The 24,909-nt window shown below is 69.5% G+C and carries 23 protein-coding genes and 3 tRNA genes; 19 read left to right on the forward strand and 7 right to left on the reverse strand.

Annotated features, from left to right (window positions below; all coding sequences use genetic code 11):
• Nucleotides 1–78: 78 nt before the first annotated feature.
• From VGJ24_RS13390 to VGJ24_RS13400, 3 genes are all read left to right on the forward strand, one after another.
• Entirely contained in the window at nt 79–726 is a 648-nt protein-coding gene (locus tag VGJ24_RS13390; RefSeq protein WP_331501125.1) for a TetR/AcrR family transcriptional regulator, read from the forward strand.
• Nucleotides 727–846: 120 nt separating this feature from the next.
• Complete coding sequence (locus tag VGJ24_RS13395) at nt 847–1,437, forward strand: hypothetical protein (RefSeq protein ID WP_331501126.1); 591 nt, start codon at nt 847–849, stop codon at nt 1,435–1,437.
• 18 nt (nt 1,438–1,455) lie between these two features.
• Nucleotides 1,456–2,223: a class I SAM-dependent methyltransferase gene (locus VGJ24_RS13400; RefSeq protein WP_331501127.1), complete on the forward strand. Its 768-nt coding sequence runs from the start codon at nt 1,456–1,458 to the stop codon at nt 2,221–2,223.
• On the opposite strand, the gene VGJ24_RS13405 is transcribed toward VGJ24_RS13400, so the two are convergent.
• Entirely contained in the window at nt 2,220–3,599 is a 1,380-nt protein-coding gene (locus VGJ24_RS13405) for an aspartate aminotransferase family protein (protein ID WP_331501128.1), read from the reverse strand. The genes VGJ24_RS13400 and VGJ24_RS13405 overlap by 4 nt on opposite strands.
• A 206-nt stretch (nt 3,600–3,805) precedes the next feature.
• Between VGJ24_RS13405 and VGJ24_RS13410 the strand changes: the two genes are divergently transcribed.
• Genes VGJ24_RS13410 through VGJ24_RS13420 form a run of 3 tightly spaced genes read left to right on the forward strand, consistent with a single transcriptional unit; the run spans nt 3,806 to nt 6,898 of the window.
• Complete coding sequence (locus tag VGJ24_RS13410) at nt 3,806–5,080, forward strand: spermidine/putrescine ABC transporter substrate-binding protein (protein WP_331501129.1); 1,275 nt, start codon at nt 3,806–3,808, stop codon at nt 5,078–5,080.
• Complete coding sequence (locus VGJ24_RS13415) at nt 5,073–5,987, forward strand: ABC transporter permease (protein WP_331501130.1); 915 nt, start codon at nt 5,073–5,075, stop codon at nt 5,985–5,987. Before VGJ24_RS13410 ends, VGJ24_RS13415 begins: the two co-directional genes overlap by 8 nt.
• Entirely contained in the window at nt 5,984–6,898 is a 915-nt protein-coding gene (locus VGJ24_RS13420) for an ABC transporter permease (RefSeq protein WP_331501131.1), read from the forward strand. Before VGJ24_RS13415 ends, VGJ24_RS13420 begins: the two co-directional genes overlap by 4 nt.
• A 6-nt stretch (nt 6,899–6,904) precedes the next feature.
• Here VGJ24_RS13420 and VGJ24_RS13425 read toward each other — a convergent pair whose 3' ends face one another.
• Nucleotides 6,905–8,047: an ABC transporter ATP-binding protein gene (locus tag VGJ24_RS13425; RefSeq protein ID WP_331501132.1), complete on the reverse strand. Its 1,143-nt coding sequence runs from the start codon at nt 8,045–8,047 to the stop codon at nt 6,905–6,907.
• Between the two features lie 177 nt (nt 8,048–8,224).
• On the opposite strand from VGJ24_RS13425, the gene VGJ24_RS13430 reads away from it, so the two are divergent.
• Nucleotides 8,225–9,379 carry an aromatic ring-hydroxylating dioxygenase subunit alpha gene (locus VGJ24_RS13430; protein WP_331501133.1) on the forward strand — a complete coding sequence of 385 codons (1,155 nt, stop codon included), beginning with the start codon at nt 8,225–8,227 and terminating at the stop codon, nt 9,377–9,379.
• A 139-nt stretch (nt 9,380–9,518) separates the two neighbouring features.
• Here the strand turns inward: VGJ24_RS13430 and VGJ24_RS13435 are convergent, their stop codons facing one another.
• Complete coding sequence (locus tag VGJ24_RS13435; RefSeq protein ID WP_331501134.1) at nt 9,519–11,465, reverse strand: ABC transporter ATP-binding protein; 1,947 nt, start codon at nt 11,463–11,465, stop codon at nt 9,519–9,521.
• Nucleotides 11,446–13,353 carry an ABC transporter ATP-binding protein gene (locus VGJ24_RS13440; protein ID WP_331501135.1) on the reverse strand — a complete coding sequence of 636 codons (1,908 nt, stop codon included), beginning with the start codon at nt 13,351–13,353 and terminating at the stop codon, nt 11,446–11,448. The genes VGJ24_RS13435 and VGJ24_RS13440 overlap by 20 nt, the downstream gene beginning before the upstream one ends.
• A gap of 113 nt (nt 13,354–13,466) precedes the next feature.
• Here VGJ24_RS13440 and VGJ24_RS13445 point away from each other — a divergent pair, with 113 nt between their 5' ends.
• The 11 genes from VGJ24_RS13445 (at nt 13,467) to VGJ24_RS13495 (ending at nt 21,593) form a co-directional block, all read left to right on the forward strand.
• Complete coding sequence (locus VGJ24_RS13445; protein WP_331501136.1) at nt 13,467–14,714, forward strand: homogentisate 1,2-dioxygenase; 1,248 nt, start codon at nt 13,467–13,469, stop codon at nt 14,712–14,714.
• Between the two features lie 35 nt (nt 14,715–14,749).
• The gene (locus VGJ24_RS13450) at nt 14,750–15,682 is read left to right on the forward strand and encodes a pirin family protein (protein ID WP_331501137.1); all 933 of its coding nucleotides are present in this window, start codon (nt 14,750–14,752) and stop codon (nt 15,680–15,682) included.
• A gap of 293 nt (nt 15,683–15,975) precedes the next feature.
• Nucleotides 15,976–16,551 carry a DNA-3-methyladenine glycosylase I gene (locus tag VGJ24_RS13455; protein ID WP_331501138.1) on the forward strand — a complete coding sequence of 192 codons (576 nt, stop codon included), beginning with the start codon at nt 15,976–15,978 and terminating at the stop codon, nt 16,549–16,551.
• Between the two features lie 185 nt (nt 16,552–16,736).
• Nucleotides 16,737–18,140 (forward strand): amidase, encoded by a 1,404-nt coding sequence (locus VGJ24_RS13460; protein ID WP_331501139.1) that lies wholly within the window; start codon nt 16,737–16,739, stop codon nt 18,138–18,140.
• A gap of 22 nt (nt 18,141–18,162) precedes the next feature.
• Nucleotides 18,163–19,188, forward strand: a complete 1,026-nt coding sequence (locus VGJ24_RS13465) for an NADPH:quinone reductase (RefSeq protein ID WP_331501140.1) — start codon at nt 18,163–18,165, stop codon at nt 19,186–19,188.
• Nucleotides 19,189–19,270: 82 nt separating this feature from the next.
• A tRNA-Thr gene (locus tag VGJ24_RS13470) sits at nt 19,271–19,343 on the forward strand.
• Nucleotides 19,344–19,369: 26 nt separating this feature from the next.
• A tRNA-Met gene (locus VGJ24_RS13475) sits at nt 19,370–19,443 on the forward strand.
• Between the two features lie 73 nt (nt 19,444–19,516).
• On the forward strand, nt 19,517–19,687 hold the full coding sequence (rpmG, locus tag VGJ24_RS13480) for a 50S ribosomal protein L33 (RefSeq protein ID WP_331501141.1): 171 nt from the start codon (nt 19,517–19,519) through the stop codon (nt 19,685–19,687).
• A gap of 103 nt (nt 19,688–19,790) precedes the next feature.
• A complete protein-coding gene (locus VGJ24_RS13485) occupies nt 19,791–20,198 on the forward strand; it encodes an FAS1-like dehydratase domain-containing protein (protein WP_331501142.1) in 408 nt (135 codons plus the stop codon).
• Entirely contained in the window at nt 20,198–20,566 is a 369-nt protein-coding gene (locus VGJ24_RS13490; RefSeq protein WP_331501143.1) for a MaoC/PaaZ C-terminal domain-containing protein, read from the forward strand. The genes VGJ24_RS13485 and VGJ24_RS13490 overlap by 1 nt, the downstream gene beginning before the upstream one ends.
• Complete coding sequence (locus VGJ24_RS13495) at nt 20,559–21,593, forward strand: UDP-N-acetylmuramate dehydrogenase (protein ID WP_331501144.1); 1,035 nt, start codon at nt 20,559–20,561, stop codon at nt 21,591–21,593. The genes VGJ24_RS13490 and VGJ24_RS13495 overlap by 8 nt, the downstream gene beginning before the upstream one ends.
• Nucleotides 21,594–21,664: 71 nt before the next feature.
• Here VGJ24_RS13495 and VGJ24_RS13500 read toward each other — a convergent pair whose 3' ends face one another.
• The 3 genes from VGJ24_RS13500 to VGJ24_RS13510 form a co-directional block, all read right to left on the reverse strand.
• Nucleotides 21,665–22,360: a DUF4190 domain-containing protein gene (locus tag VGJ24_RS13500; protein WP_331501145.1), complete on the reverse strand. Its 696-nt coding sequence runs from the start codon at nt 22,358–22,360 to the stop codon at nt 21,665–21,667.
• On the reverse strand, nt 22,357–23,337 hold the full coding sequence (locus VGJ24_RS13505) for an adenosine deaminase (RefSeq protein ID WP_414691079.1): 981 nt from the start codon (nt 23,335–23,337) through the stop codon (nt 22,357–22,359). The genes VGJ24_RS13500 and VGJ24_RS13505 overlap by 4 nt, the downstream gene beginning before the upstream one ends.
• 61 nt (nt 23,338–23,398) lie before the next feature.
• The gene (locus VGJ24_RS13510; protein WP_331501147.1) at nt 23,399–24,625 is read right to left on the reverse strand and encodes a pyridoxal phosphate-dependent aminotransferase; all 1,227 of its coding nucleotides are present in this window, start codon (nt 24,623–24,625) and stop codon (nt 23,399–23,401) included.
• 146 nt (nt 24,626–24,771) lie between these two features.
• On the opposite strand from VGJ24_RS13510, the gene VGJ24_RS13515 reads away from it, so the two are divergent.
• Nucleotides 24,772–24,844 (forward strand) — tRNA-Trp (locus tag VGJ24_RS13515).
• Nucleotides 24,845–24,909: the final 65 nt, after the last annotated feature.

The following is a 24,909-nucleotide window of genomic DNA, read 5'->3' on the forward strand; positions in this document are numbered from 1 at the left end:
GACTGACTGTTCAGTCTACGATCGTGCTAGCGTGCGGCACAAGGAGCTCGTGTTACAGACCGGGACCGGGGAGGTGGGATGGCCGCACGAGAGCATGGGGACGCGGTCGCCGACGTACGCCGTGACCAGATGCTGGCCGCCGCGTCCACCCTGATCGCGGAGCGTGGTTTCAACGACACCCGGATCGCGGACGTCGCCCAGCGGGTCGGAGCGAGCCCCGCGCTGGTCATCTACTACTTCGGCACGAAGGACAGCCTCCTCACCGAGGCCCTGCGCTGGTCCGAACGATCGTTCTACGCCGCCACCGAGGAGATGCTCCGGTCCACCGACGCGCTGCGCGACCGGCTGGAGACCCTCGTCGAGTGGACCCTGGTCGCCGACAAGCAGGAGGCGCTCACCGGTGACTGGGGCCTGTGGTTCGACCTGTGGGCCCAGGCGTTCCGCCACCCCGAGGTCAAGAAGGACCGCGCGGAGCTGGACGCGCAGTGGCGCGACCTGATCGCCCGGATCGCCCAGGAGGGCATCGACGCCGGCGAGATCGAGCCCCTCGACGTCGAGACCTTCGCGATCATGTGGGGCTCGCTGCTCGACGGCCTGGTCGTCCAGGTCGCCCTCGACGACCCTGTCGTCGACTCCAGGCGCGCGCGACAGGTGGCCCTCGACGTCGCCGCCAAGGAGCTCGGGCTGCGGTCCCGACCCCGCGTACGGAGCGCCAGGCGGTCCTGACCGACCGCCCGGACCACGTGGTCCCGGAGTGTCTGGCCACGGCATCGGCACCTGCCTATGGTCAGAGGTGGACACAGGACCACCTCAGCCGAGATGGCCTGCGTGACAGGAGGCCATGCCGTGTTCATCCAAGTCATCCACGGAACATGCACCCGCCAGGACGAGCTGCGAGCGGTGGGTGAGTCGTGGCGGGAAGAGCTCGGTGAGGGAGCGACCGGCTGGCTCGGCGGCACGTTCGGCTTCACCGAGGACGACGACTTCTTCGCGATCGTCCGGTTCGAGTCGCGCGAGGCGGCGATGGCCAACTCGCAGCGTCCCGAGCAGGGCGAGTGGGCGGCCCGCCTGGGCGAGCTGCTCGAGGGTGCGCCGGCGTTCTACGACTGCGACGACGTCTCGTCGTTCCTCGAGGGCGGCTCGGACGACGCCGGGTTCGTGCAGGTGATCCGCGGCCAGACGGACGACGCGACGCCGATCAAGGCGATGCTCGCCGACCCCGGCGACCTGAAGACGATGCGGCCCGAGATCATCGGGGGCACCTTCGCGTTGGCGTCGGACGGGACCTTCTTCGAGACGGTCTACTTCACCGACGAGGAGAGCGCCCGCAAGGGCGAGGGGATGGAGCCTCCGACCGAGGTCAGGGAGGCGCTGGAGGCGATGATGGCCGGCGCCAGCTTCTACGACCTGCACAAGCCCTGGTTCGAGTCCCCCTGACGGGGCCACACTCGGCCCATGAGCTTCGACGTCGCCGCCGATGCCTACCAGCGGTTCATGGGCCGTTACTCCCGGCCGCTCGCGGAGCAGTTCGTCGACCTCGTCGCCGTACGGCGTGGTGACCGGGTGCTCGACGTGGGCTGCGGTCCGGGAGTCCTGACCGCACCACTGGTGGAGCGATGCGGAGCCGAGAGCGTCGCGGCGGTCGACCCGTCGACCCCGTTCATCGCGGCCGTCCGTGACCGCTTCCCCGGCGTCGACGTGCACGAGGCCACCGCCGAGGCCCTGCCGTTCGACGACCACGTCTTCGACGCGGCCCTTGCGCAGCTCGTCGTGCACTTCATGAGCGATCCCGTCGCCGGGCTGCGCGAGATGAGGCGGGTGACGAAGCCGGGTGGAGTCGTGTCCGCCAGCGTCTGGGACTTCGCCGGGGGGACCGCGCCACTGTCGGTGTTCTGGCAGGCGGCCCAGGAGATCGACCCGGCCGCGCCCGGCGAGGCCGACCGGGCCGGGACGCGTGAGGGTGCGCTCGTCGAGATCGCCGATGCCGCCGGCCTGCGCGACGTGCGGTCGACGTCGCTGACGGTCCGCCTCCCGTTCACGTCGTACGACGAGTGGTGGGCGCCGTACCTCGACGGGGTCGGGCCCGTCGGCTCGTACGTCGCCTCGCTCGACCCCGAGCATCGGCGCCGGGTCGAGCAGCGCTGCCGTGAGCTGTTGCCCGAGCCGCCGTTCGAGCACGCGGCGATCGCCTGGGTCGTAGTGGCCGAGGCCGCTCGGGCCTAGGCGGGTCCGAGCAGCGTGTCCGCCAGGTGGTCGAAGTTGCCCACGAAGCGGTCGACGTCCTCGTCGGTGTGCTGCACCGACATCAGCCACTGCTCGACCTTGCCCCACGGGGGTAGGAAGGCGCCGCGGTTGTGCTGTACCAACCAGTGCGCATGGCCGTAGCGCCCGTCGAGACCGCGGAAGTCGCGAAAGTTGCGGATGCGGTCGGGCATGAAGGATACGCAGCCCTTCGCGCCCGCCGTCACCACCAGCCACGGTGCCGCGTGCCGGTCGATGACGGCCTGGAGACCGTCCTGCATCCGGACGCGCACGTGGTCAAGGTGTGCGTAGGCCTCGTCGGTCAGCACCTCGGTGAGCATCGCCCGCGCGGCGGCCATCGCCAGCGGGTTGCCGTTGAAGGTGCCCACCTGCTGGTAGTCCCCGCGAGCCACCAGCTCCATCACCTCTCCGCCACCGATCGCGGACGTCGACAGCCCGCCACCCATCGCCTTGGCCACGCAGACCAGGTCGGACGTGACGCCGAGCTTGCCGGAGGCACCGCCCGGACCGACCGTGAAGCCAGTCTTGACCTCGTCGAAGGTCAGCAGTGCGCCGTGGGCGTGCAGCAGGTCCTTGAGGGACGCGAGGTAGCCGTCGTCGGGGTAGATGATCCCCGCGTTCATCATGATCGGCTCGAGAATCATGCCGGCGATCTCGCCGGAGTAGCGCTCGAGCGCCGCCTGGACGGCGGGGAGGTTGTTGGCTGGCACGATGACGGTGCCGTCCATCGTGGCGCGCAGCAGCCCGGTGTTCTCCGGGATGCCGATCGGGGCGTCGGCGGGACCGAGGTCGCCGACGCTCTCCGGCTGGACCGAGACCATGACCGAGTCGTGGTGGCCGTGGTAGCCGCCCTCGAGCTTGAGGATCCGCTCGCGACCGGTGAACGCCCGCATCAGGTGGACGGCGTCCATGGTCGACTCGGTGCCGGAGTTGCCGAAGCGCCAGAGCGGCTGGTGGTAGCGCTGGGCAAGGTTGTCCGCCACGACGATGGAGTCCTCGGTCGGCTGGGCGAAGTGGGTGCCGAGGGCGACGCGGCGGCGTACCGCCTCGACGATCGCGGGGTGGTTGTGACCCGCGAGCGAGACGCCGTACCCGCCGTGGAAGTCGGAGTACTCGTTACCGTCGACGTCGTAGAGCTTGGAGCCGTTGCCGTGGCTCAGCCATACGGCGTGAGGCTCCGCCACCTGCCAGCTGGAGGTGGCGCCCCCGGCGAGCACGGTGGCGCGCTGCGACATCTCATGACTTCGATGCTGTCGCCTCAGGAAGTTCTCGGTCTCGTGCTCGATGATCGAGTCCAGGCGGGTGGACAACTCGGGTGCGATCTCGGTCGCGGTCATCAGGGCTCCTGCCCGTCGTCAGGTCATTGACTGATCGTTCAGTCTATGTGACCTTCTCCGAAGGCGGCAAGAAGCTTGAGACCTGTTCGTTACTCGACATTCACCCCAGTGACGGTGAGAATGACCTTGTTGGTTGAACGGTCAGTTAGGGGCAGGTTCCCGGGGCAGATCAGGTCGGCGTTGCTGTCGACCGTGAAGAGGTTGACATGAGCTTCGATCCGAACGACCCGGCACTACGTCGTCGGCGGCCACGGCCGCAGCTGGCCCGACGAGACGTCCTGCGAGGAGGAGTCTGGATCACCGTGGGGCTGGGAGCGGCGCCGTTGCTTGCCGCGTGCGGCGACAACGGATCCTCGGGGCAGGCGGCGAACGGCTCCGCTCCCTATCCCCTCGCTCGACCGGACAAGCCGGTCACCTTGGCGATCAAGGACAGCAACCCTCCGATCGACGACGGCCTCGACCCCGAGACCGGCGGCACCTTCCAGATCCTCAACTACTCGCAGTATATGGCGCCGGGAGTCATGAAGGCCTTCGGCCAGAAGCACAACGTCTCGGTCGAGGTCACGCCGTACAACAACTACGACGAGATGCTCGCCAAGATCCGGCAACCGGGCCAGTCGTTCGATCTGGTCTTTCCGGGCCCGAGCGTGCTCAGCAAGATGGTCTACGCAGACCTGCTGCAACCGATCAACCACGCATACGTCCCGCACCTCAAGAACGTCTGGCCCGAGTACCAGGACCCGTGGTACGACCGTGGTGCGCACTACACGGTCCCGTACACGATCTACGGCACGGGCGTGATGTATCGCGCCGACCGGGTGACCAGCGTTCCTGAGGTCGGCTACGACCTCTTGTGGGACAAGGCGTACTCAGGCAAGGTCTACCTGCTGGACGATCGGCAGGAAGCGATCGGAATGTCACTGCTCCGCAACAAGATCACCGGCGACATCAACACCTCGAACGCCGACGACGTCCAGAAGGCGACCGACAGCCTGATCGAGCTGATCGGCCTCGTGAACGTCAAGACCGACGTGAACGCGTACTCCGAGGTCCCCGAGGGCACGGCCACGATCCATCAGTGCTGGTCCGGCGACCCGATCGCCGGGCAGTACTACCTGCCGAAGGGCCAGACGCCCGAGGTTCTCGGGTACTGGCGCCCCGCGGCAGCCGACTACGTGGTCGGCAGCGACAACATCGCCATCCCGAAGTCCGCCTCCAAGCCGGTCCTGGCGCACATGATGATCAACGACCTGCTGGACAACAAGATCGGACTAGAGAACTTCGGCTGGAACGGATACCAACCGCCGCTGACCAAGCTATCCACGAAGTTCCTGACCGACGAGGGTTACATCCCCAAAAACCTCTCCAACTCCGTGGTGGAGCGCAGCGACTTCGCCCAGGGCCGCACCTTCTATGAGGTCAGCCCGAGCACCGAGGCGCTCTGGCAGACCGACTGGGCAAGGTTCAAGGCGGGTGCCTGACCACAAGTCCGGCCGCGACCGCGCGACGCGGCGGCTGTGGCCAGCACTGGCCCTGCCGGGCACGCTCTGGCTGATCGCGCTGTTCATCGTGCCGTTCTACGCGGTGATGGCAGTCGCCTTCAGCGGTCAGATCAACATCTTCAACGAGCCGATCCCCGCGTGGAATCCGCTCGACTGGGAATTCACGACCTTCAACGGCGTCATCGTTGACTCCTTCACGCCGTCGGGCGTGTACCACGAGGTGTGGGTCCGCACGGCCATCTACTCGTTCTGGGCCTTGGTCATCTGCATGGTCATCGGCTATCCGGTGGCCTACTACGCCGCGCGGCTGGCCGGAAAGCGGCGTGGGCTGGTCCTGGCGCTGATCCTGGCGCCGTGGTGGATCAACTACATCACCCGAATGCTCGCCTGGGTGAACCTGCTGCAGGACGACGGCTACGTGAACAAGTTCCTCGGCCTCTTCGGCATCCCGCCGTACTCGTGGCTGTCGGGCAGCTCGATCACGGTCGTGTGGGCCCTCGCCTACGGCTACCTGCCGTTCTTCATCATCCCGCTGTTCGCGTCGCTCGACCGCATCGACCAGCGCTTGCTCGAGGCTTCCCGAGATCTGGGCGTCGGCTCCGTCCGGACATTCCTCCACGTCACGCTGCCGCTGTCGCGGATGGGCCTCATCACAGCGCTGGTGATCACCGCCTTGCCGATGGCCGGCGACTACTACACCAACACGATCGTCTCCGGCTCGCCCCACACGAACATGGTCGGCAACCAGATCGAGCTGTTCCTGCTCGAAGGGCCGCAGAAGAACATCGGAGCCGCCTTGGTGCTGCTGCTGTCGCTCGTGCTCCTGTTCTTCATGCTCTACTACCTGATCCTCACCCAGCGAGCGAGCAAGGAGCTGACCCGATGACGGTTCTGGAGCGTCCGGCCGTCGCCGAGGTGTCGAAGCCGGTTCGCCGACGGGTTCCACCGTGGCGCAACCCGTGGCGGCGGCCGTACATCCTGGGTGCGATCACTTGGCTGTACATCGCCTGGTCACTGCTGCCCGTGCTCATCGCCATCCAGTTCTCGTTCAACGACGGCCGGTCCAGGAGCGTCTGGCAGGGCTTCTCGACGCAGTGGTACTGCTGCAACGAAGGCTCGGTCTTCGAGGACCCGAGCATGTTCCTCGCCTTGAAGAACAGCCTCATCCTCGGCATCGCGACAGTTCTGGTGGCGACACCACTCGGTGTCATGCTCGCGATGGGCCTGACCCGCTGGCGCAGTCGCACGAGTGCAGCTGCGAACGGGATTTCCCTGGTGCCCCTGGTGACGCCTGAGCTCGTCGTCGGATCGGCCCTCTACCTGGTGATGATCAACCTCTACCAGTTCGTGCCGCTCGGAAGGCCGGCCATGCTACTCGGCCACGTGACGTTCACGGTCTCCTACGTCCTGGTGATCGTGCGATCACGCCTGCTCAGCATCGGGGGCGAGTACGAGGAGGCCGCGCGCGATCTCGGAGCCAGCCCGATGCAGGCCATCCGTACCGTCCTGGTCCCGCTGCTCATGCCAGCGATCTTCGCATCCGCCATGATCGTCTTCGCGACGTCGTTGGACGACTTCGTGGTCAGCCAGTTCCTGTTCGGCAACGCCTCGAACGCGACCGTGCCGATCCTGCTGTACAACGCCGTCCGAGCCTCGCCGACGCCGGCGCTGAACGCGCTCGCCACGATCCTGCTCGTCGGTACGTTCCTCGCTCTGATTCTCACCGTGCTGGTGTTGAAGGCGCGGCGCCGCGGAACTGACGAGTCGGCCCTCGAGACCCTGGCCGACTGGGGCTGATCCCGGTCAGACCGTCTCGGCGTAAGCGAAACGCGCGGCCTCGGCCGACGTCGCGAGGATGCGCAGCGACTCGGCGGGCAAACACACGGTGACCGGCTGCCCCGCCGAGTACGTCTCGGTGGCCGCGTTGTTGGTCATCAGCGACTGGAGAACCGCACCGTGCGGCAGACGAACCATGACCTGCGTCGTCGACCCGAGGAACACGGTTCGGTCGACCATTCCAGGCATCCGGTTGGCGCCCGTGAGTCCAGCCGCTGCGAGCTCGACGCACTCGGGGCGGATCACCGCCCGTCCTTCACCGGCGGCATGGCCCGCCGGAGCCTGCGCCTCGAGGGTGAACTCGCCGTAGCGGATGGTGCGCATGAAGCCGCCGTCGGACAGACACTCGATGCCGAGAAGGTTCGCGACGCCGAGGAAGTCTGCGACGAACTCGGTCAGCGGCTCGTTGTACACCTCTTCGGGTGAGCCCAGCTGCATGATCCGGCCGCCGTCCATCACGACCAGCCGGTTCGACATCTCGAGGGCTTCCTCCTGATCGTGCGTCACGAACACGAACGTGATGCCTACCTCGCGCTGCAGGCCGGTCAGCTCAGCGCGCAGCGAGTGCCGAAGCTTCGCGTCGAGGGCACCGAGCGGCTCGTCGAGGAGCAGCACGGCCGGTTCGAGGACCAGCGCCCTGGCCAGCGCCACCCGCTGCTGTTGGCCGCCTGAGAGCTGGTGTGGGCGACGCTTGCTGTACCCGGAAAGCTGGACGAGGTCGAGCGCCTTGGCGACCCGAGCCGCCCGCTCTCGCTTGTCCAGGTCCTTGCGCCACCTCAGCCCGTAGGCCACGTTGCGCTCGACGTCAAGGTGCGGGAACAACGCGTAGCTCTGGAACACCGTGTTGACCGGTCGCTTGTGTGCGGGAGTCTGCGCGACGTCCACACCGTCGATGAGGATCTGTCCCTCGGTGGGCTGCTCGAAGCCGGCCAGCATGCGCAGCGTGGTGGTCTTGCCGCACCCCGAGGGGCCGAGCAGCGTGAAGAACTCGCCCGCACCGATGTCGATGTTGATCCCGTCGACGGCAGTGACCTCGCCGAAGTCTTTGCGGAGACCGACGATCGAGATGGACCCGCCGGGGTGCTGACTTGCTGGGTCGCCTCGGGCCATGCGCGGAAGTCTAGACAGCGAAGGGGGCAGACGGAACCACATGACTGACTATTCAGTTAGCGGTTCGCCATCTGGTCGGCGCCGCATCAATGCGGGTGCCGTAGACTGAACTGAATACCTGTTCAGTTGCCGGCTGTGTTCGTGCGCCCGGACACAGACATCGCCGAAGGAGGCGAGATGACGACGATCCCACCCGCACCCCTCGACCCCGCGCAGGTCGCGCTGGCCCTGGCACCGTTCGGCGAGAGCCGGTTGCTGCCCCGTGATGCGTACGTGTCGGACGAGGTCCTGGAGTGGGAACGTCGATATCTGTTCGACGGCTGGACGTGCGTCGGGCGCTCCACGGACATCCCGGCCACCGGGCTGCGGGCCGAGTCCGTGGGCGGCTACGGCGTACTCCTCACCCGCGACCAGGACGGCGTGCTCCGGGCCTTCGAGAACGCCTGTCGCCATCGCGGACACGAGCTGCTGCCCTGCGGTGGGTCGTCGGAGGCGCCGCGGGCGATCGTCTGCCCGTACCACGCCTGGTCCTACCGTCACGACGGCAGCCTGATCGGCGCGCCGAACTTCAAGAACATCGACGAGCACTATGAACGGTCCACGCTGAGCCTCGTGCCCGTGCGCGTGCACGAGTGGCACGGCTGGATGTTCGTCGACCGGACCGGCACGGCCAAGGACTTCACCGAGCACATCGGCGAGCTGGAGGACGTCGTCGCGCGCTACGACGCGGAGTCCTTGGTGACCGCGGAGTCGCACAGCTACGACGTGGAGGCCAACTGGAAGGTCATCGTCGAGAACTACCAGGAGTGCTACCACTGCTCGATGATCCACCCCGAGCTGTGCCGCATCTCTCCGCCGAACAGCGGCGACAACGTCCAGGAGCGCACCGGCAACTGGGTCGGCGGGTGGATGGACCTGCGCACCGGCATGGAGACGATGTCGCTCGACGGGCGCAGCGGCGGCCTGAAGATGGCACGGCTCGACGAGCACGAGCAGTCGCACGTGATGTACGCCGCCGTGCTGCCCAACCTGCTGATCTCGCTGCACCCCGACTACGTCATGACGCACCTGCTGGTGCCTCTGTCGCCGACCCGGACCCGGATCACCTGCTCCTGGGCGTTCCCTCCCGACGTCGTCGAGCAGGAGCGCTTCAGCCCGGCGTACGCCGTCGACTTCTGGGACCTCACCAACCGCCAGGACTGGGCCGCCTGCGAGGGCGTCCAGCGCGGCCTGGCCACGCCCCACTACGACGCCGGCCCCCTGGCCCCCGATGAGTCCGGCGTCTACCACTTCACCTCCACCATCGCGAAGGCCTACCAGGGCCGCCCGTAAGCGCTGACCCGCCGGAAGTGCACGCCTCACGACGCTGACCCGGCAGAAGTGCACAGCAACCTTCTGCCGGGTGGACGCGTTACACGGCGAACTTCTGACGGGTCAGCGCGAAACCATGTGCACTTCTGACGGGTCAGCGCTAACTGGTCCAGGCGCGCCAGAGGGCGGCGTACTCACCGTCCTGGGCGACCAGCTCGTGGTGGGAGCCGAGCTCCACGACCTCACCGTCGATGACGACCGCGATCCGGTCGGCGTCGTGGGCGGTGTGGAGGCGGTGGGCGATCGCGACCACGGTACGGCCGTCGAGCAGCACGCTCATCGAGCCCTCGAGCGTGCGCGCGGTGCGCGGGTCGATCAGGGATGTCGCCTCGTCGAGCACCAGCGTGTGGGGGTCGGCGATGATCAACCGCGCGAGCGCGATCTGCTGAGCCTGCGCCGGCGTCAGCGACTGGTTGCCGGAGCCGATCATCGTGTCGAGGCCCGTGGGCAGCCGCTCCACCCAGTCGCGTGAGCCCACGGCCGACAGGGCGTCCCACACCGCGTCGTCCGAGGAGTCCTCGCGGGCGAGCACGATGTTGTCGCGCACCGTGCCGACGAAGACGTGATGCTCCTGGGTGACTAGGGCGACCTCGGTCCGCAGCTGCTCCAGCGGCAGGGCGACCAGGTCGACGCCACCGACCTTCACCGACCCGGTGCGCGGGCCGTTGATCCCCGACAGGAGCCGGCCCAGCGTCGACTTCCCGGACCCGGACGGTCCGACGATCGCCAGCCGCTCACCCACCTCGAGGTCGAGCGAGACCCCGTGCAGTACGTCGTGCCCCTCGCGGTAGGCGAAGCGCAGGTCCTCACCCACCAGGTGCGGTCCGTCCGGCCTCTCCTCGCCGGCGACGCGATCCTCCGGCACCTCGGCGATGCCCAGGAGCCGGCTCGTCGACGCGACGCCGACCTGGAGCCGGTCCATCTCACCGACCAGCCGGTCGAGCGGCCCGCTCAGCGACTCGACGTACAGCAGCGCGGTCGTGATCTGTCCCAGCGAGACCCACCCCTGGTGGTACCCGTAGCCGCCCACCAGCACGGTGATCACGCGCGGGGTGTTGAACGCGACGTCGATGACCGTGAACAGCAGGTTCCGCAGCGTCATCGTGTAGCGCTCGGCCTGCGCGGACACGGCGATGTCGTCGTCGCCGGCCAGCACCCGCAGGTCCGTCAGCGCGAGCGCCTCGACGGTGCGCGCGCCCTCCACGGTCTCGGTCAGCGTGGTGTTGATCCGGGAGTACGTCGATCCCTCGGTGATGTACCCCTTGGGGGCGCGCTGGAGGTAGCGCCGTACTTGGAACGCCGACGACCCGATGAGCAGCAGGGACGGCACGGCGAGCAGCACCGAGTTGAGCATCATCGCCACGACCGACAGCACGACGGTCAGGCCCGAGATGATCGCCTGCGGCACCCCGAACTGCACGGAGCGGCTCATCGTGCCGACGTCGCGGGTCACGCGGGTGACCAGGTCGCCCGTCGACGCGCCCTCGACGCGGCCCAGCGGCAGCTTCAGGACCGTGGTCACGATGTACTCGCGTGCGGAGGACAGCAGGTCCTGCCCGAAGATCGTCGAGACGCTCTGGGCCAGGAAGGTGAGCACTGCTTGCGTGCAGACCACGACCACGATCACGATCGCGAGCGTGTTCAGACTGCTGAGCTGCGCGGCGTCGGAGCCGCCTGCGGCGGTGCGGTTGACGAGGTTGCCCAGCAGCCGGGGTACGACGAGCGCCGTGCCGGCGGCCAGTGCGTTGAGGGCGATCAGCCAGAAGGTGATGCCCTTGCGCTCGCGGAGCAAGCTGCGGAAGAACGCCAGCACGACGTGGTTGTCCGCCACCGGCCAGCCGCGGTCGGGGTTCCGCGACGCGGCGAACGTGTCACGGGCGCGCCTCTCGCGCAGGAGGTGCCGCCGGTGCAGCGCCGAGAGACGCTGGCGGCGGGACGTGCCGTCGGGCGGAGGCACCAGCTCCGCCGGGATCGCCGGCTCGCGCGCGGAGCGGTCGAGCCAGGTGTCGGCGGAGCTCGCCAACGGGTCAGACACCGCTGTGCTCATGGCTCGACACCTCCTCCACGGGCGCGTCCATCGCCCGCGCGACGACACGGCGGTACGCCGGGCTGTCGCGCAGCAGGTCCTCGTGGGTGCCCTCCTCGGTCACTCGGCCGCCCTCGAAGAGGACGACCCGGTCCGCGTGGTGCAGCCACAGCGGCGAGACGGTGCTGACCACGGTGGTCCGCGCTCGGCGTACGGCCGCCACGCGTGCGGCGATCCGCGCCTCGGTGTGGGCGTCCACGGCGGACGTGGGCTCGACGAGCACCAGGATCGGGGCGTCGGCGGCGAGCGCTCGCGCCAGGACCACCCGCTGGCGCTGGCCACCGGAGAGCCCGCGACCGCGCTCGTCGAGCACGCCCTGCCAGCCGCCCGGCAGGGCGTCGTAGACGTCCTCGGCGTTGGCCACGCGCACGGCCTCCTCGGCCTCGGCCCGGGTCAGCCGTCCATGCGGGTCGATCGCGTCCTGGAGCGTCCCGGCGAAGAGCTGGCTGCCGGTGTCGCTGACCAGGATCTTCCGGCGTACGTCGTCGAGCGCGGCCGCGCCGAGGTCGACGCCGCCGAGCTTGACGCCCCACTCACGGCTCGCCAGCTCCTCGTCCAGTGCCGCGAGGCGGGCGCGCTCGGCCAGCCGCTCCGCGCGGGCCCGTCGGGCCGCACGACCCTTGATGCCCTCCTCGAGCTCCTGGCTCACCGGCTCGGTGTCGGCGGGCAGGTAGCGGCCCAGTCGGTCGGCCAGCGCCGCGGTGTCCTCAGGGACGCCGCAGACCACGATCGTCAGCTCGCCGTGGTGGGCGACGAAGCCGGACAGCTCGTCGTACAGGTCGGCGCCGTCGGGCAGCGGTGTGCTCTCGGCGCGGTCCGGCCACGGCGGCTGGTGCTCGAAGATCGCGACCGCCTTGCGGGCCGAGACCATCGCCCGGGTGACCTTCTGGGCGAGCTCGAAGAAGGTCTGGATCGGGTAGATCATGAACAGCGCGTAGCCCAGGAAGCTGATCAGCTGGCCGATCAGGAGGTCGCCGGAGATCACCTCACGCGTGCCGAGCCAGACCAGCAGCACGATGAAGACCCCGGAGAACAGCACGCCGACGCCCTCGATCGCGGCCTGCCAGAGGCCGGCGGAGACACCGGCCCCCTTGGCCTGCTGCGACTGGTGGTCGTAGTTGCGGCCGAACGTCCGCTCGCCGCCGATCCCGCGCAGGATCCGCAGTCCCGCCACGATGTCGGTGGCCATCGAGGTCAGGTCGGAGTTGCGGACGCGTTCGAGCTGCTGGCGGCGGTGCAGCGGCCTGAGCAGCGGCATCGCGGCTCCGACGAGCACGGGCGCGGCCAGCAGCATCAGCACGCCGAGCTCCGGCGAGGTGCTGAGCACGATGAACGCCACCACGAGGTAGGCGACGAGCTGCGAGCCCGAGCGAGAGATGATCTCGGTCAGGGCGCCGAACTCGTCGGAGTCGGCCGAGGCGACGCTCAGCACCTCGCCCGTCGGTACCCGCCGAGGCAGGACGTGGCCCATCTGCACGACCTTGCGGGTCACCAGCTTCATGGTCCCGTAGAGACCGATCAGCCAGCTGCGCACGATGAGCGTGTGCATGACGATGCCGAAGAACGCGCCGATCAAGGTCACGAGCAGCAGCAGGCCGGCGTACTTCAGGGTGCCGCTCGTGGAGCCGGGCACGATGCCGTCGTCCACGGCCCTGCCGAACAGCCACGGCCCGAGCATCGCCGGCAGCTGCCACAGCACGCCGACCACGGTCGACGTCGCGATCACCGGCCACTGGAGCTTCAGGATCCACCGGAGGAACGCGGCCGGAGTGCGCGTGTCCGGCGCGGGTCCCGGCTTCCGTCCGGCCGCGCTGTAGAACGTCGTGATCTCCGGTGGGAAGTCGCGCATGGCACTGATGAGCCTACGGTCGCGAGGGTCGCAGCGGCGAACCGTTTTGGGTGTCCGGGAGCACGCTCCGGCATGGTTCTGCGTGTCCTCGGTCGACGTCCTAGTCTGGCGGTATGCCCTTCTACCGGAGCGTCGGATCCGTTCCCCCGAAACGCCATACGCAGCACCGCGACCCCGAGGGCAGGCTGTACTACGAGGAGCTGATGGGCGAGGAAGGCTTCTCCTCGGACTCCTCACTGCTCTACCACCGGGGCGTTCCGTCGGGCATCGTCGACTCGCAGGTCTGGGAGCTCCCTGACCAGAGCCGTACGCCGAACCACCCCCTCAAGCCGCGGCACCTGAAGCTGCACACCCTCTTCCCGGAACCCGGCGAGGGCGAGGGCGCCTGCCCCGTGGAGGGCCGGCGGATGGTGCTCGGCAACAACGACGTCCGCATCAGCTACGTCGTCAGCGGCACCGACCCGTCGTCGTACTACCGCAACGCGATCGGCGACGAGTGCGTGTACGTCGAGGCCGGCAGCGGCGTGGTCGAGACCGTGTTCGGGGTCGTCCCGTACCGCACCCAGGACTACGTGCTCATCCCGAGAGCGACCACCCACCGGTGGGTGCCCAGCGAGCCGAGCCGGCTCTACGCGATCGAGGCCAACTCCCACATCGCCCCGCCCAAGCGCTATCTGTCGCGATTCGGGCAGCTGCTGGAGCACGCGCCGTACTGCGAGCGTGACCTGCACGGCCCGGGGGAGACCATCCTCGTCGAGGGCCCGCGCGACATCGAGGTCCTCGTCAAGCATCGCGTCGGCGGCCAGGTCGTCGGCACCCGGATGACCTACGACACGCATCCGTTCGACGTGGTCGGCTGGGACGGCTGCCTCTACCCCTACACGTTCAACCTCGAGGACTACATGCCGATCACCGGCAAGATCCACCAGCCGCCGCCGGTGCACCAGGTCTTCGAGGGATGGAACTTCGTGATCTGCAACTTCCTGCCCCGCAAGGTCGACTACCACCCGCTGTCGATCCCGGTGCCCTACTACCACTCCAACGTGGACAGCGACGAGATCATGTTCTACGTCGGCGGTGACTACGAGGCGCGCAAGGGCTCGGGCATCGACCTCGGCTCGATCTCGGTGCACCCGGGCGGCTACGCCCACGGCCCCCAGCCGAGCGCGATCGAGGCGTCGCTGGGCGTCGAGACGTTCGACGAGACCGCGGTCATGATCGACACCTTCCAGCCGCTCGACCTCGGCGAGGCCGGCGTCGCGGCCGAGGACGCGTCGTACGCCTGGAGCTGGGCCGGCCGGCACTCCGGCGAGTCCGGCTCGGGTGAGGACGGCGGGCCCGCCGTCTTCTCCAACTCCTGATGGTCTGCGAATGATGGTCTGCGAAGACGTGAGCGATGACTGAGATCCTCGAGCCCCGCGAGGTGCCGCTGGGCGGCCTGCGTGCGATGAACGTACGTCGTACCCTGCCGCAGCGTCAGCGCTCGTTGATCGGTGCCTGGTGCTTCCTCGACCACTACGGGCCGGACCGCGTCGACGAGACCGGCGGGATGATGGTCGCTCCGCACCCCCACATCGGGCTCCAGACGGTCAGCTGGCTGTTCGGCGGGACGATCGAGCATCGCGACAGCGCCGGCACCCACGCCCTGGTGAAGCCGGGTGAGCTCAACCTGATGACCGCCGGCAGCGGCATCTCCCACTCCGAGGTGTCCACCGACGACACCACCCAGCTGCACGGCGTCCAGCTGTGGGTCGCCCTTCCCGCGGCGTACCGCGACACCGAGCCCAGCTTCGCTCACTACGCCCCACCCGTCGTGCACGGCCAAGGCTGGGACGCACAGGTGTTCCTCGGCTCGATGCTCGGCAGCGAGTCGCCGGTCGAGACCTACAGTCCGCTGCTCGCCGCGGAGATGATCCTGGACGGCGGCACGCGGCTGACGCCCGACCTCCAGTCGCACTTCGAGTACGGCGTACTGGTCGACTTCGGCCTGGTCCGGGTCAACGGCGAGGAGATCAAGCAGCACCAGCTGGCGTACGTCGCTCCCGGCGAGGGCCTCGACATCGAGGCCGCCGATCTCTCCCACGTCCTCGTCATCGGTGGGCGACCGCTCGGCGAGGAGATCGTGATGTGGTGGAACTTCGTCGGCCGCGACCACGACGAGGTCGTCCATGCCCGCGAGGACTGGATGGCCCAGATCCGCGACAACAACGGCACCATCCAGGACAGCTCGGAGATCTACGACGGCCGGTTCGGCATCGTCGAGGGAGACCACCTCCCGCCGATCCCGGCCCCCGCCCTCCCGAACGCGAAGCTCAAGCCGCGACGCTGACCTGGCAGAAGTGTGCGGCTGGGAGGCGCTGACCTGGCAGAAGTGTGCGGCTGGGAGGCGCTGACCCGGCAGAAGTGTGCGGCTGGGAGGCGCTGACCCCGATGTCGCACGGCGTGCTCTTCCGGCGGGTCGGCGCTAAATGGCGGGCGCATCTGACGGGTCGGCGTCCGTAGGGCGTGCACTTCCGGCGGGTCGGCGTCCCTAGGGCGTGAACTTCCGGCGGGTCGGCGTCCGTAGGGCGTGCACTTCCGGCGGGTCAGCGTGGTGTCGGTGGGGACTGCCAGGATCGGCGCATGGGACCGGTCATCGGCGAGGACGGACTCGCCCGCTGCCCCTGGGGTGACAGCGACGCCGTGATGCGCGCCTACCACGACGACGAGTGGGGTCGGCCGGTCGTCGGCGAGGCTGCGCACCTCGAGCGGCTCACCTTGGAGGCGTTCCAGTCGGGGCTCTCCTGGCGCACGATCCTGCTCAAGCGACCGGCGTTCCGGGTCGCGTTCCGCGACTTCGACGCCGACCGCATCGCGGCGTACGACGACACGGACGTCGAGCGCCTGATGAACGACGCCGGGATCGTCCGCAACGGCGCCAAGGTGAAGGCCGCGATCACCAACGCCCGGGCGACGGTCGGGCTGCGCGACCACGGTGGCCTGGTCAGCTTGATCGAGTCCCACCGACCGACATCATGGGCGCCTCCCGCGACCACCGCCGACATCGAGACACGGACACCCGAGTCGCTGGCGCTGTCGAAGTCCCTCAAGAAGGCCGGGTTCGCGTTCGTCGGGCCGACCACGATGCATGCGCTGATGGAGGCCATCGGCCTGGTCGACGACCACCTCGCTGGCTGCCATCGCAGCTCGGCCGCCTGACGTGGTCGGCTGACCTGTCCGGCTGACGTATCAGGACGCTCGTCACGGCACTCCTTGAGGATGCGTCGGGTCGACGGGGGTCCGGCGCCATCCCTGTGGGGCGTTCCAGCGCACCACATGACGGCCGCCGGCCCACACCGGCGGCCGTCGCATCTGTCGAGTCGGGGAGGGATAGCCTCCAGCGCATGGTCCGCGTCCACGCCTACGCCGACGACGCACTCGGGGACCACGACGCGGTCGGCCTCGCCGATGCGATCGCCCGGCGTCGCGCGTCAGTCACCGAGGTCGTCGATGCGGGGATCGCCCGGACCCGGCAGGTCGCGCCACGGCTCAACGCCCTCGCTGCGGAATGCTTCGACCGCGCGCGCACCGAGGTGACGGATCCACGGGGCGGGTTCTTCGCCGGGATCCCCACGTTCGTCAAGGACAACTCCGACCTGGCCGGACTGCCCACGATGCAGGGCACGGACGCCTTCGCCCCTGCTCCGGCCAAGCGCGACGGTGACTTCGCGCGGATGTTCCTGGCCACGGGAGTCATCCCACTCGGGAAGACCCAGCTCTCGGAGTACGGCTTCAACGCAACGGCCGAGCACCCACGTCTCGGCCCGGTCCGCTCGCCCTGGTCGACCGGCCACACCGCGGGCGCGTCGTCCGCGGGCTCGGCCGCACTGGTCGCCGCCGGCGCCGTCCCGCTGGCGCATGCCAACGACGGCGGCGGGTCGATCCGCATCCCGGCAGCGGTGAACGGTCTTGTCGGCCTGAAGCCGACCAGGGGCCGTCTTCCCCAGGACCGGATGCTGCGCCAGATGCCGGTCCGGCTGGTCGCCGATGGCGTGGTGACCCGCTCGGTGCGCGACAGCGCGGCGTTCCTGCGCGAGGCCGAGAAGGTCTACCGCGAGCTGCGGCTCGCCCCGGTCGGCGACGTGACCCGCGCGTCGCGGGCTCGCCGTACCGTCGCGGTCGTGACAGACGGGATCGACGTCCGGGCGACCCCGGAGGTCGAGGCGCTGACCATGGAGGCCGCAGCGCTGCTGGAGTCGCTCGGGCACCGCGTCGAGCGGATCGACCAGCCGCTCCCGGCATCGTTCAAGGACGACTTCCTCGTCTACTGGGGCATGCTCGCCTCGGCGATCATCACCTCGGGTCGCGTCGAGCACGGCAGGTCCTGGGACGCCTCACGTCTCGACGGGATGACCCACGGGCTCGACAAGCATTGCCGCCGCAACCTCCATCACCTCCCCGGCGCGATCGCCCGGCTGCGTCGCTGCGGCCGGCTCGCGGCCGAGCTGCACGCGACGTACGACGTCATCCTCACCCCGACCCTGGCCTGCGAGACCCCTCGGGTCGGCTGGCTCGACCCGATGCAGGACTACGAGACCCTGATGGACCGACTGCTCCGGTGGGTCGCCTACACGCCCTGGCAGAACGCGACGGGGGCACCCGCGATCTCGCTGCCCCTGGGCACCACCGCCGCCGGTCTGCCGCAGGGGATGATGCTTTCTGCCGACGTCGGCCACGACCGGTTGCTCCTCGAGCTCGCCTACGAGCTCGAGGAGGCCCGGCCGTGGCCGCTGCTGCGTGATGCCTGACCATCTGGGTACGGTCGAACGCATGCGTGCCGTCGCCTACTCCCAGCTCGGTGACTCCTCGGTCCTCGAGGTCGTCGAACGTGATCTGCCCACTCCCCACTGGGGCCAGGTCCGGGTCCGGCTCGCCGTGGCCGGGGTCAACCCCACCGACTGGAAGGCCCGGACCGGTACCACCGCCTCGTCGATGCCCTTCGACGAGATCGTCCCCGGGCAGGACGGCGCCGGGGTCGTGGACGAGGTCGGCAACGGGGTCTTCGACGTCAAGGTCGGCGACCGGGTGTGGGTCTTCCTCGCCCAGCACGACCGCCCGCTCGGCACCGCGACCGAGTACACGGTGGTCCCGGCCGACCGCGTCGTCGGCCTCGGCGACGCGTCGTACGACGTGGGCGCCAGCCTCGGCGTCCCGGCGATGACCGCTCATCGCGCCCTCACCATCCACGAGGACGGGCCGAGCCGACTCGCCCCGGGGGCGCTCGACGACCGCACCGTGCTGGTCACCGGCGGTGCGGGTGCGGTGGGCCACGCCGCGGTCCAGCTCGCGGTCTGGGCCGGCGCCACCGTGGTCACCACGGTCAGCGGTGACGAGAAGGCAGCCCTGGCCGCGGCCGCCGGAGCCCACCACGTCGTCAACTACCGCGCCGGTGATCCGGCCGCCGAGATCAAGGCGATCGCCCCCGACGGCGTCGACCTCGTCGTGGACGTCGCGGTCATCCAGAACACCGACCTGGTCGGGCGCGTCCTCAAGACTCGCGGCTCGGTCTCGAGCTACGCCAACACCGGCGGCACCGAGGTGACGTTGCCGGTGCGGACGTTCATGGGACTCAACGCCCGGCTCCAGTTCATCCTGATGTACACCCTGGGGGAGGAGGCTCTCCGTGCCGCTGCCGAGGACATCTCGAGCGCGGTTGCCGAGGGCGTCCTCGAGGTGGGCGAGGAGCACGGACTTCCGCTCTTGAGGTTCCCTCTGGAGGAGACCGCGGCGGCCCACGACGCGGTCGAGAACGGCGCTGTCGGAAAGGTTCTGATCGACGTCGCGGACCTCGACTGAGAGGTCCCGACACCCTCGAGTGGGAGGGGTCTCAGACGATTTCGGGATCGCCTCAGCCGCTGTGTATCCTTCTCGTCCGTCCGCCCCTTTAGCTCAGACGGCAGAGCGACTCCATGGTAAGGAGTAGGTCTACGGTTCGATTCCGTAAAGGGGCTCTGAGGTGGGGCACCCTGCTCCTCCTGGTGGGGTAGCTCAGGTGGTTAGAGCACACGGCTCATAATCGTGGTGTCGCGGGTTCGAATCCCGCCCCCACTACCGCGGTGGCCGGACGACGGTCCGGGCCCCGACCAGCAGTACGACAGAAGGCCCCACAACAAGAGGACAGACCGTGGCCAGCAAGACCAGCGATGTTCGCCCGAAGATCACGCTCGCCTGCACCGTGTGCAAGGAGCGCAACTACATCACCAAGAAGAACCGGCGCAACGACCCCGACCGCATGGAGCTGTCGAAGTTCTGCCCGCGCTGCCGCAAGCACACCCCGCACCGCGAGACGCGATAGGTCTCGTCGGTCGAGCTTGTCGAGACCACGAGTTCTCGCGAGCACCCACGCACCCGTCCGGGCTGACCGGGCGGGTGTCGTCATGTCTGGGTAGGTTCTGACCATGCCGATCGACCAGTCGCTCGCCGGCCGCACCTTCCCTCCGACCCAGGCGTACGACGTCACCGAGCAGGCCGTGCGCGACTTCGCCGCCGCCACCGGTACGCCGTACGCCGGCGGCGACCCGGCCCCGGCGACCTTCGCGATCGTGGTCGCCTTCGGCGCGATGCAGGGGCTGATGGTCGACCCCGAGGTCGGCATCGAGCTCCACCACGTCGTCCACGGCCAGCAGAAGTTCGTGCACGAGCGCCCGATCGTGGTCGGCGACCGGCTGACCGCGACGCTCAGTGTGAGTGGGCTCCGCCAGATCGCCGGCACCGACGTCATCTCCACCTCCAGCGCGATCACCGATGACGCGGGCGCGCTGGTCTGCACCGCCGAGGCGACCCTCGTGCACAAGGCGGGCGCCTGATGACCGAGCTCACTCCTGCGACGTACCCCGTCACCCGCGACGCGCTGGTCGCGTACGCCGCGGCCAGCGGCGACCCCAACCCGATCCACCAGGACCCCGAGGTGGCCCGCAGTGTCGGGCTGCCGGACGTGATCGCGCACGGCATGTTCACCCTCGCCCTGGCCGCGAGGTACGTCGACGAGCAGCTCGGCGAGCCGGGCCGGATCGCCGAGCTCGGCGCCAAGTTCACCAAGCCGGTCGTGGTCCCTGAGTCCGGCACCGAGGTCGTAATCGAAGGCACCTGGCGCGACGAGCGCACCCTCGCGCTGCGGGTCACCTGCGCCGGTGAGACCGTGCTCGGCAATCCGGTGGCGGTCCTGCGTGGCTGAGCGCCGGCAGCGGCTGGCCGACCACACCACGTTGCGGCTGGGCGGTCCGGCGAAGGGCTGGGCCCGTGCCACGACCGAGGATGCACTCATCGAGGCCGTGCGCCGGTGCGACGAGGTCGGCGAACCGGTCCTCGTGCTGGCCGGCGGCAGCAACCTGGTGGTGGCCGACGAGGGCTTTGACGGCACGGTCGTCGAGGTCGCCACGACCGGCGTGCGAGCCGACCACGAGGGCGACCACGCGACCTGCGGCGGCGTGGTCGTGACCGTCGCCGCCGGCGAGCCCTGGGACCCTTTCGTCGCCCGAGCGGTGGAGAGCCACTGGGCGGGGATCGAGGCGCTCTCCGGCATCCCGGGCTCGCTCGGCGCGACCCCGATCCAGAACGTCGGCGCCTACGGCCAGGAGATCTCCCAGACCCTGGCCTCGGTACGCGTTTGGGACCGGACGTTGAAAGGCATCCGTACCTTCGCCGCCGCGGACTGCCGCTTCGGGTACCGCACGAGCAGGTTCAAGGCCGACCCCGGCCGGCACGTCGTCCTCGAGGTCACCTTCCAGTTCCGCCAGGGCGAGCTCGGTGCGCCGGTGGGGTACGCCGAGCTGGCGCGAGGTCTCGGGGTGAAGCCCGGCGAGCGCGCGCCCATGGCCGAGGTACGTCGTGCGGTGCTGGAGCTGCGCCGCGGCAAGGGCATGGTCCTCGACCCGTCGGACCACGACACCTGGAGTGCCGGCTCGTTCTTCACCAACCCCGTCGTCGACTCCGATGTGCTGCCCGAGGGCGCACCGGCGTGGCCGCAGGGGGACGGCCTCAAGACCAGCGCCGCCTGGCTGATCGAGCAGGCCGGCTTCGGCAAGGGGTACGGCGACGGCTGGGCGCGACTCTCGACCAAGCACACGCTGGCGCTCACCAACCGCGGCAACGCCACCACGGCGGAGCTGCTGGCCTTGGCCCGCGAGGTCCGCGACGGGGTCGAGCAACGCTTCGGCATCCGGCTTGTCAACGAGCCGGTGCTGGTCGGCTGCGAGCTCTGAGGGAGGACCGTCCGATCCGGCGGAGCCGGAGCGGACGACGCAGCGAATGGGCGCGGCGCGCAAGCCGCGTATCAGCCGTTCAGGAACCCGTGCTGGGGGCCGGTCGGGGTCGGATCGTTGGACACGCTCGCCGCGAGGGCGACGAAGCCGATGATCGCGATGATCCCGAGCACCAGGAAGATCGAGCCGATGATCCCCATCACCTTGCCGCCCTGCGCCTTGTCGCGCCCGCCGTACCGGCCGGGGGTGGCGTCGATCTCGCGCACCGCCTTGGCGCCGACGACCCAGGCCACGGGTGACAGGACCAGCGTGAGTCCGCCGCAGAGGACGATGCCGACCAGGCCGACGATGCCGAGCACCAAGGAGGTGGTCGCGGACGGGTGGTCGGGGAGCGCGCCGCCCGCGTAGGCCGGCTGGAACGGCACGCCGTACGGGTTCTGCGGTGCGGCGTACTCGTTCGGCGCGGGGTAGGGGTTGGGCGGCGGTGCGTACTGCTCGCCCTGAGAGGCGCCGTACGGGTTCGGGCTCGGCGGGGCGCCGTAGGGACCCGGCGCGCCGTAGGGGTTCTGGGGTGGCGGTACGGCGCCGGGGCCCGGCGGCTGGTACGACGGGCCGGGCGGCGACGGCGCGGGGCCGGGCGACCCGGTGATCGGCTGGGTCTCGTCGCTGACGGGAGGGCTCGGCGGCTGCTCGCCGGAGCTCGTGGTCTCGGACGCCGGGTCGTCGGAGGACGGCTCCTTCGGGCGCCAGAGATCGTCGTCGCTCATGGCGTCATGGTGGCAGACATCGGGTCCGTCGTGAGCCAGGCGGCGACCTCGGCCAGCAGCGCCGCCTTGGTCTCGTAGGGCGCGCACGAGGCCCGGATCGACATCGCCGCCAGCTCCGCCAGCGTCTCGTCGTCGAGCTCGTGCGCGGCGCGCATGGTCGCGTACTGCGCGGCGAGGCGCGACCCGAAGAGCAGCGGGTCGTCGGCCCCGAGCGCGACGGTGGCCCCGGCGGCGAGCAGATCGGGCAGAGGCACCGACGTGAGGTCGGAGTACACGCCGAGCGCGACATTGGAGACCGGGCAGATCTCGAGCGCGATCCCGCGGTCGACGATCTCCTCGAGCAATGCTGGATCCTCGACGGAGCGGACGCCGTGGCCGATGCGCTGCGCGTGCAGCGCGTCGATGACGGTGCGTACCGAGGCCGGTCCGACCAGCTCGCCGCCGTGCGGATCGAGCAGCAGTCCGGCCCGTTCGGCGATCGCGAAGGCGGGGGCGAACTCCGCGGTGACGCCGCGACGCTCGTCGTTCGAGAGGCCGAAGCCGACGACGCCGCGACCGGCGTACTGGACAGCAAGGCGTGCCAGGGTGCGGGCGTCGAGCGGATGGCGGGTGCGGTTGGCGGCGATGACCACGGCGATCCCGAGGCCCGTCTCGGCCGACGTCCGGCGGACGGCGTCCAGCACCAGCTCGGTGAACGCGGTGATGCCGCCGAAGCGGGCGCCGTACCCGGACGGGTCGACCTGGATCTCCAGCCAGCGTCCGCCGTCGCGGACGTCGTCCTCGGCCGCCTCCCGCACCAGCCGGCGTACGTCGTCCTCGGTGCGCAGCACCGACCGGGCCACGTCGTAGAGCCGCTGGAACCGAAACCAGCCCTTCTCGTCGGCCGCCGAGAGCTGGGGCGGCCACTCGCTCACCAGCGACTCGGGCAGCTGGATGCCGTCGCGCGAGGCGAGCTCGAGCAGGGTCGGGTGGCGCATCGACCCCGTGAAATGGAGGTGGAGGTGTGCCTTCGGCAGTGTTCGGAGGTCGCGCGGCACCTCAGGCGAACAGCTTCTGCAGCCGCGTGATCCCCTCGACCAGGTCGTCGTCGCCCAGCGCGTACGAGAGCCGGAGGTAGCCCGGTGTCCCGAACGCCTCGCCCGGCACCACGGCCACCTCGGCCTGCTCGAGGATGTACTCGGCGAGGTCGGCCGACGAGTTGATCACGTGGCCGTCGTACTCCCGGCCGAGCAGGCCCTTCACCGACGGGTAGGCATAGAACGCGCCCTCGGGCATCGGGCAGTAGATGCCCTCGATCTCGTTCAGCATCGACACGATCGTCTTCCGGCGGCGGTCGAACGCCGACTTCATCTCGGCCACGGCCGACAGGTCCCCGCTGACCGCCGCGAGGGCGGCGCGCTGGGAGACGTTGGCGACGTTGGACGTCGCGTGTGACTGGAGGTTGGCCGCGGCCCTGGCGAGGTCGGCAGGGGCGACCATCCAGCCGACCCGCCAGCCGGTCATCGCATAGGTCTTGGCGACGCCGTTGACGACGACGGTGCTGTCGGCGAGGAACGGGCAGAGCACGGGCATCGAGCCGGTCTCGACGCCGTCGTACACCAGGTGCTCGTAGATCTCGTCGGTGAGCACCCACAACCCGTGGTCCTCGACCCACTGACCGATCGCCCGGATCTCGTCGGCGGTGTAGACCGCGCCCGTCGGGTTGGACGGCGAGACGAAGAGCAGCACCTTGCTGCGGGCGGTGCGGGTCGCCTCGAGCTGCTCGACGGTGACCTTGTACCCCTGGGTCTCGTCGGCGAGCACCGGCACCGCGACGCCACCGGCGAGCTGGATCGCCTCGGGGTACGTCGTCCAGTACGGCGCCGGGACGATCACCTCGTCGCCCGGGTCGAGCATGGTCGCGAACGCCTCGTAGATCGCCTGCTTCCCGCCGTTGGTCACCACCACCTGCACGGGCTGCACCTCGAGACCGCTGTCACGCCTCGTCTTGTCGGCGATGGCCTGCTTGAGCTCGGGCAGGCCGCCGGCCGGGGTGTAGCGGTGGTTCCTCGGGTCGCGGCAGGCGTCGACCGCGGCCTCCACGACGTACGACGGAGTCGGGAAGTCGGGCTCACCCGCACCGAAGCCGATGACCGGCCGGCCCTCGGCCTTCAGCGCCTTGGCCTTGGCATCCACCTTGAGCGTGGCCGACTCGGCGATGGCGCCGATGCGTCCGGAGACGCGGCGCTCACGAGGGGTGCTGGCGGCGGGTCGGGCCTCGGTCATGAGGCCATCGTAGGGGCGCTCGCGAGTTCGACTCGCTTCCGGCCGCCGGGTAGAGTTCACGACGGTGGTTCTCCCCAAGGCTTTGTCATGCCCACGGTCCCAGGGCGGTGGGTCCTGGAGATCCCCGCGGATCAACAGATCCACAGAGGGCACTAGCTCAACTGGCAGAGCATCGGTCTCCAAAACCGAAGGTTGGGGGTTCAAGTCCCTCGTGCCCTGCGAGCAACGGACACACCAGAAGTGGTCGGCCAACCGGGCCGGCCGCCCGAGACCAGGAAGAGGTG

It is taken from the genome of Nocardioides sp. (assembly GCF_036493135.1).
Lineage (GTDB): Bacteria > Actinomycetota > Actinomycetes > Propionibacteriales > Nocardioidaceae > Nocardioides.

Excerpts from the sequence above, each read along its gene's own strand:
- VGJ24_RS13390 (WP_331501125.1), top strand. The coding sequence starts at position 79 with ATGGCCGCACGAGAGCATGGGGACGCGGTCGCCGACGTACGCCGTGAC.
- VGJ24_RS13400 (WP_331501127.1), top strand. The coding sequence starts at position 1,456 with ATGAGCTTCGACGTCGCCGCCGATGCCTACCAGCGGTTCATGGGCCGT.
- VGJ24_RS13405 (WP_331501128.1), bottom strand. The coding sequence starts at position 3,599 with ATGACCGCGACCGAGATCGCACCCGAGTTGTCCACCCGCCTGGACTCG.
- VGJ24_RS13410 (WP_331501129.1), top strand. The coding sequence starts at position 3,806 with ATGAGCTTCGATCCGAACGACCCGGCACTACGTCGTCGGCGGCCACGG.
- VGJ24_RS13420 (WP_331501131.1), top strand. The coding sequence starts at position 5,984 with ATGACGGTTCTGGAGCGTCCGGCCGTCGCCGAGGTGTCGAAGCCGGTT.
- VGJ24_RS13425 (WP_331501132.1), bottom strand. The coding sequence starts at position 8,047 with ATGGCCCGAGGCGACCCAGCAAGTCAGCACCCCGGCGGGTCCATCTCG.
- VGJ24_RS13430 (WP_331501133.1), top strand. The coding sequence starts at position 8,225 with ATGACGACGATCCCACCCGCACCCCTCGACCCCGCGCAGGTCGCGCTG.
- VGJ24_RS13435 (WP_331501134.1), bottom strand. The coding sequence starts at position 11,465 with ATGAGCACAGCGGTGTCTGACCCGTTGGCGAGCTCCGCCGACACCTGG.
- VGJ24_RS13440 (WP_331501135.1), bottom strand. The coding sequence starts at position 13,353 with ATGCGCGACTTCCCACCGGAGATCACGACGTTCTACAGCGCGGCCGGA.
- VGJ24_RS13445 (WP_331501136.1), top strand. The coding sequence starts at position 13,467 with ATGCCCTTCTACCGGAGCGTCGGATCCGTTCCCCCGAAACGCCATACG.
- VGJ24_RS13450 (WP_331501137.1), top strand. The coding sequence starts at position 14,750 with ATGACTGAGATCCTCGAGCCCCGCGAGGTGCCGCTGGGCGGCCTGCGT.
- VGJ24_RS13455 (WP_331501138.1), top strand. The coding sequence starts at position 15,976 with ATGGGACCGGTCATCGGCGAGGACGGACTCGCCCGCTGCCCCTGGGGT.
- VGJ24_RS13460 (WP_331501139.1), top strand. The coding sequence starts at position 16,737 with ATGGTCCGCGTCCACGCCTACGCCGACGACGCACTCGGGGACCACGAC.
- VGJ24_RS13465 (WP_331501140.1), top strand. The coding sequence starts at position 18,163 with ATGCGTGCCGTCGCCTACTCCCAGCTCGGTGACTCCTCGGTCCTCGAG.
- VGJ24_RS13485 (WP_331501142.1), top strand. The coding sequence starts at position 19,791 with ATGCCGATCGACCAGTCGCTCGCCGGCCGCACCTTCCCTCCGACCCAG.
- VGJ24_RS13490 (WP_331501143.1), top strand. The coding sequence starts at position 20,198 with ATGACCGAGCTCACTCCTGCGACGTACCCCGTCACCCGCGACGCGCTG.
- VGJ24_RS13500 (WP_331501145.1), bottom strand. The coding sequence starts at position 22,360 with ATGAGCGACGACGATCTCTGGCGCCCGAAGGAGCCGTCCTCCGACGAC.
- VGJ24_RS13505 (WP_414691079.1), bottom strand. The coding sequence starts at position 23,337 with ATGCGCCACCCGACCCTGCTCGAGCTCGCCTCGCGCGACGGCATCCAG.
- VGJ24_RS13510 (WP_331501147.1), bottom strand. The coding sequence starts at position 24,625 with ATGACCGAGGCCCGACCCGCCGCCAGCACCCCTCGTGAGCGCCGCGTC.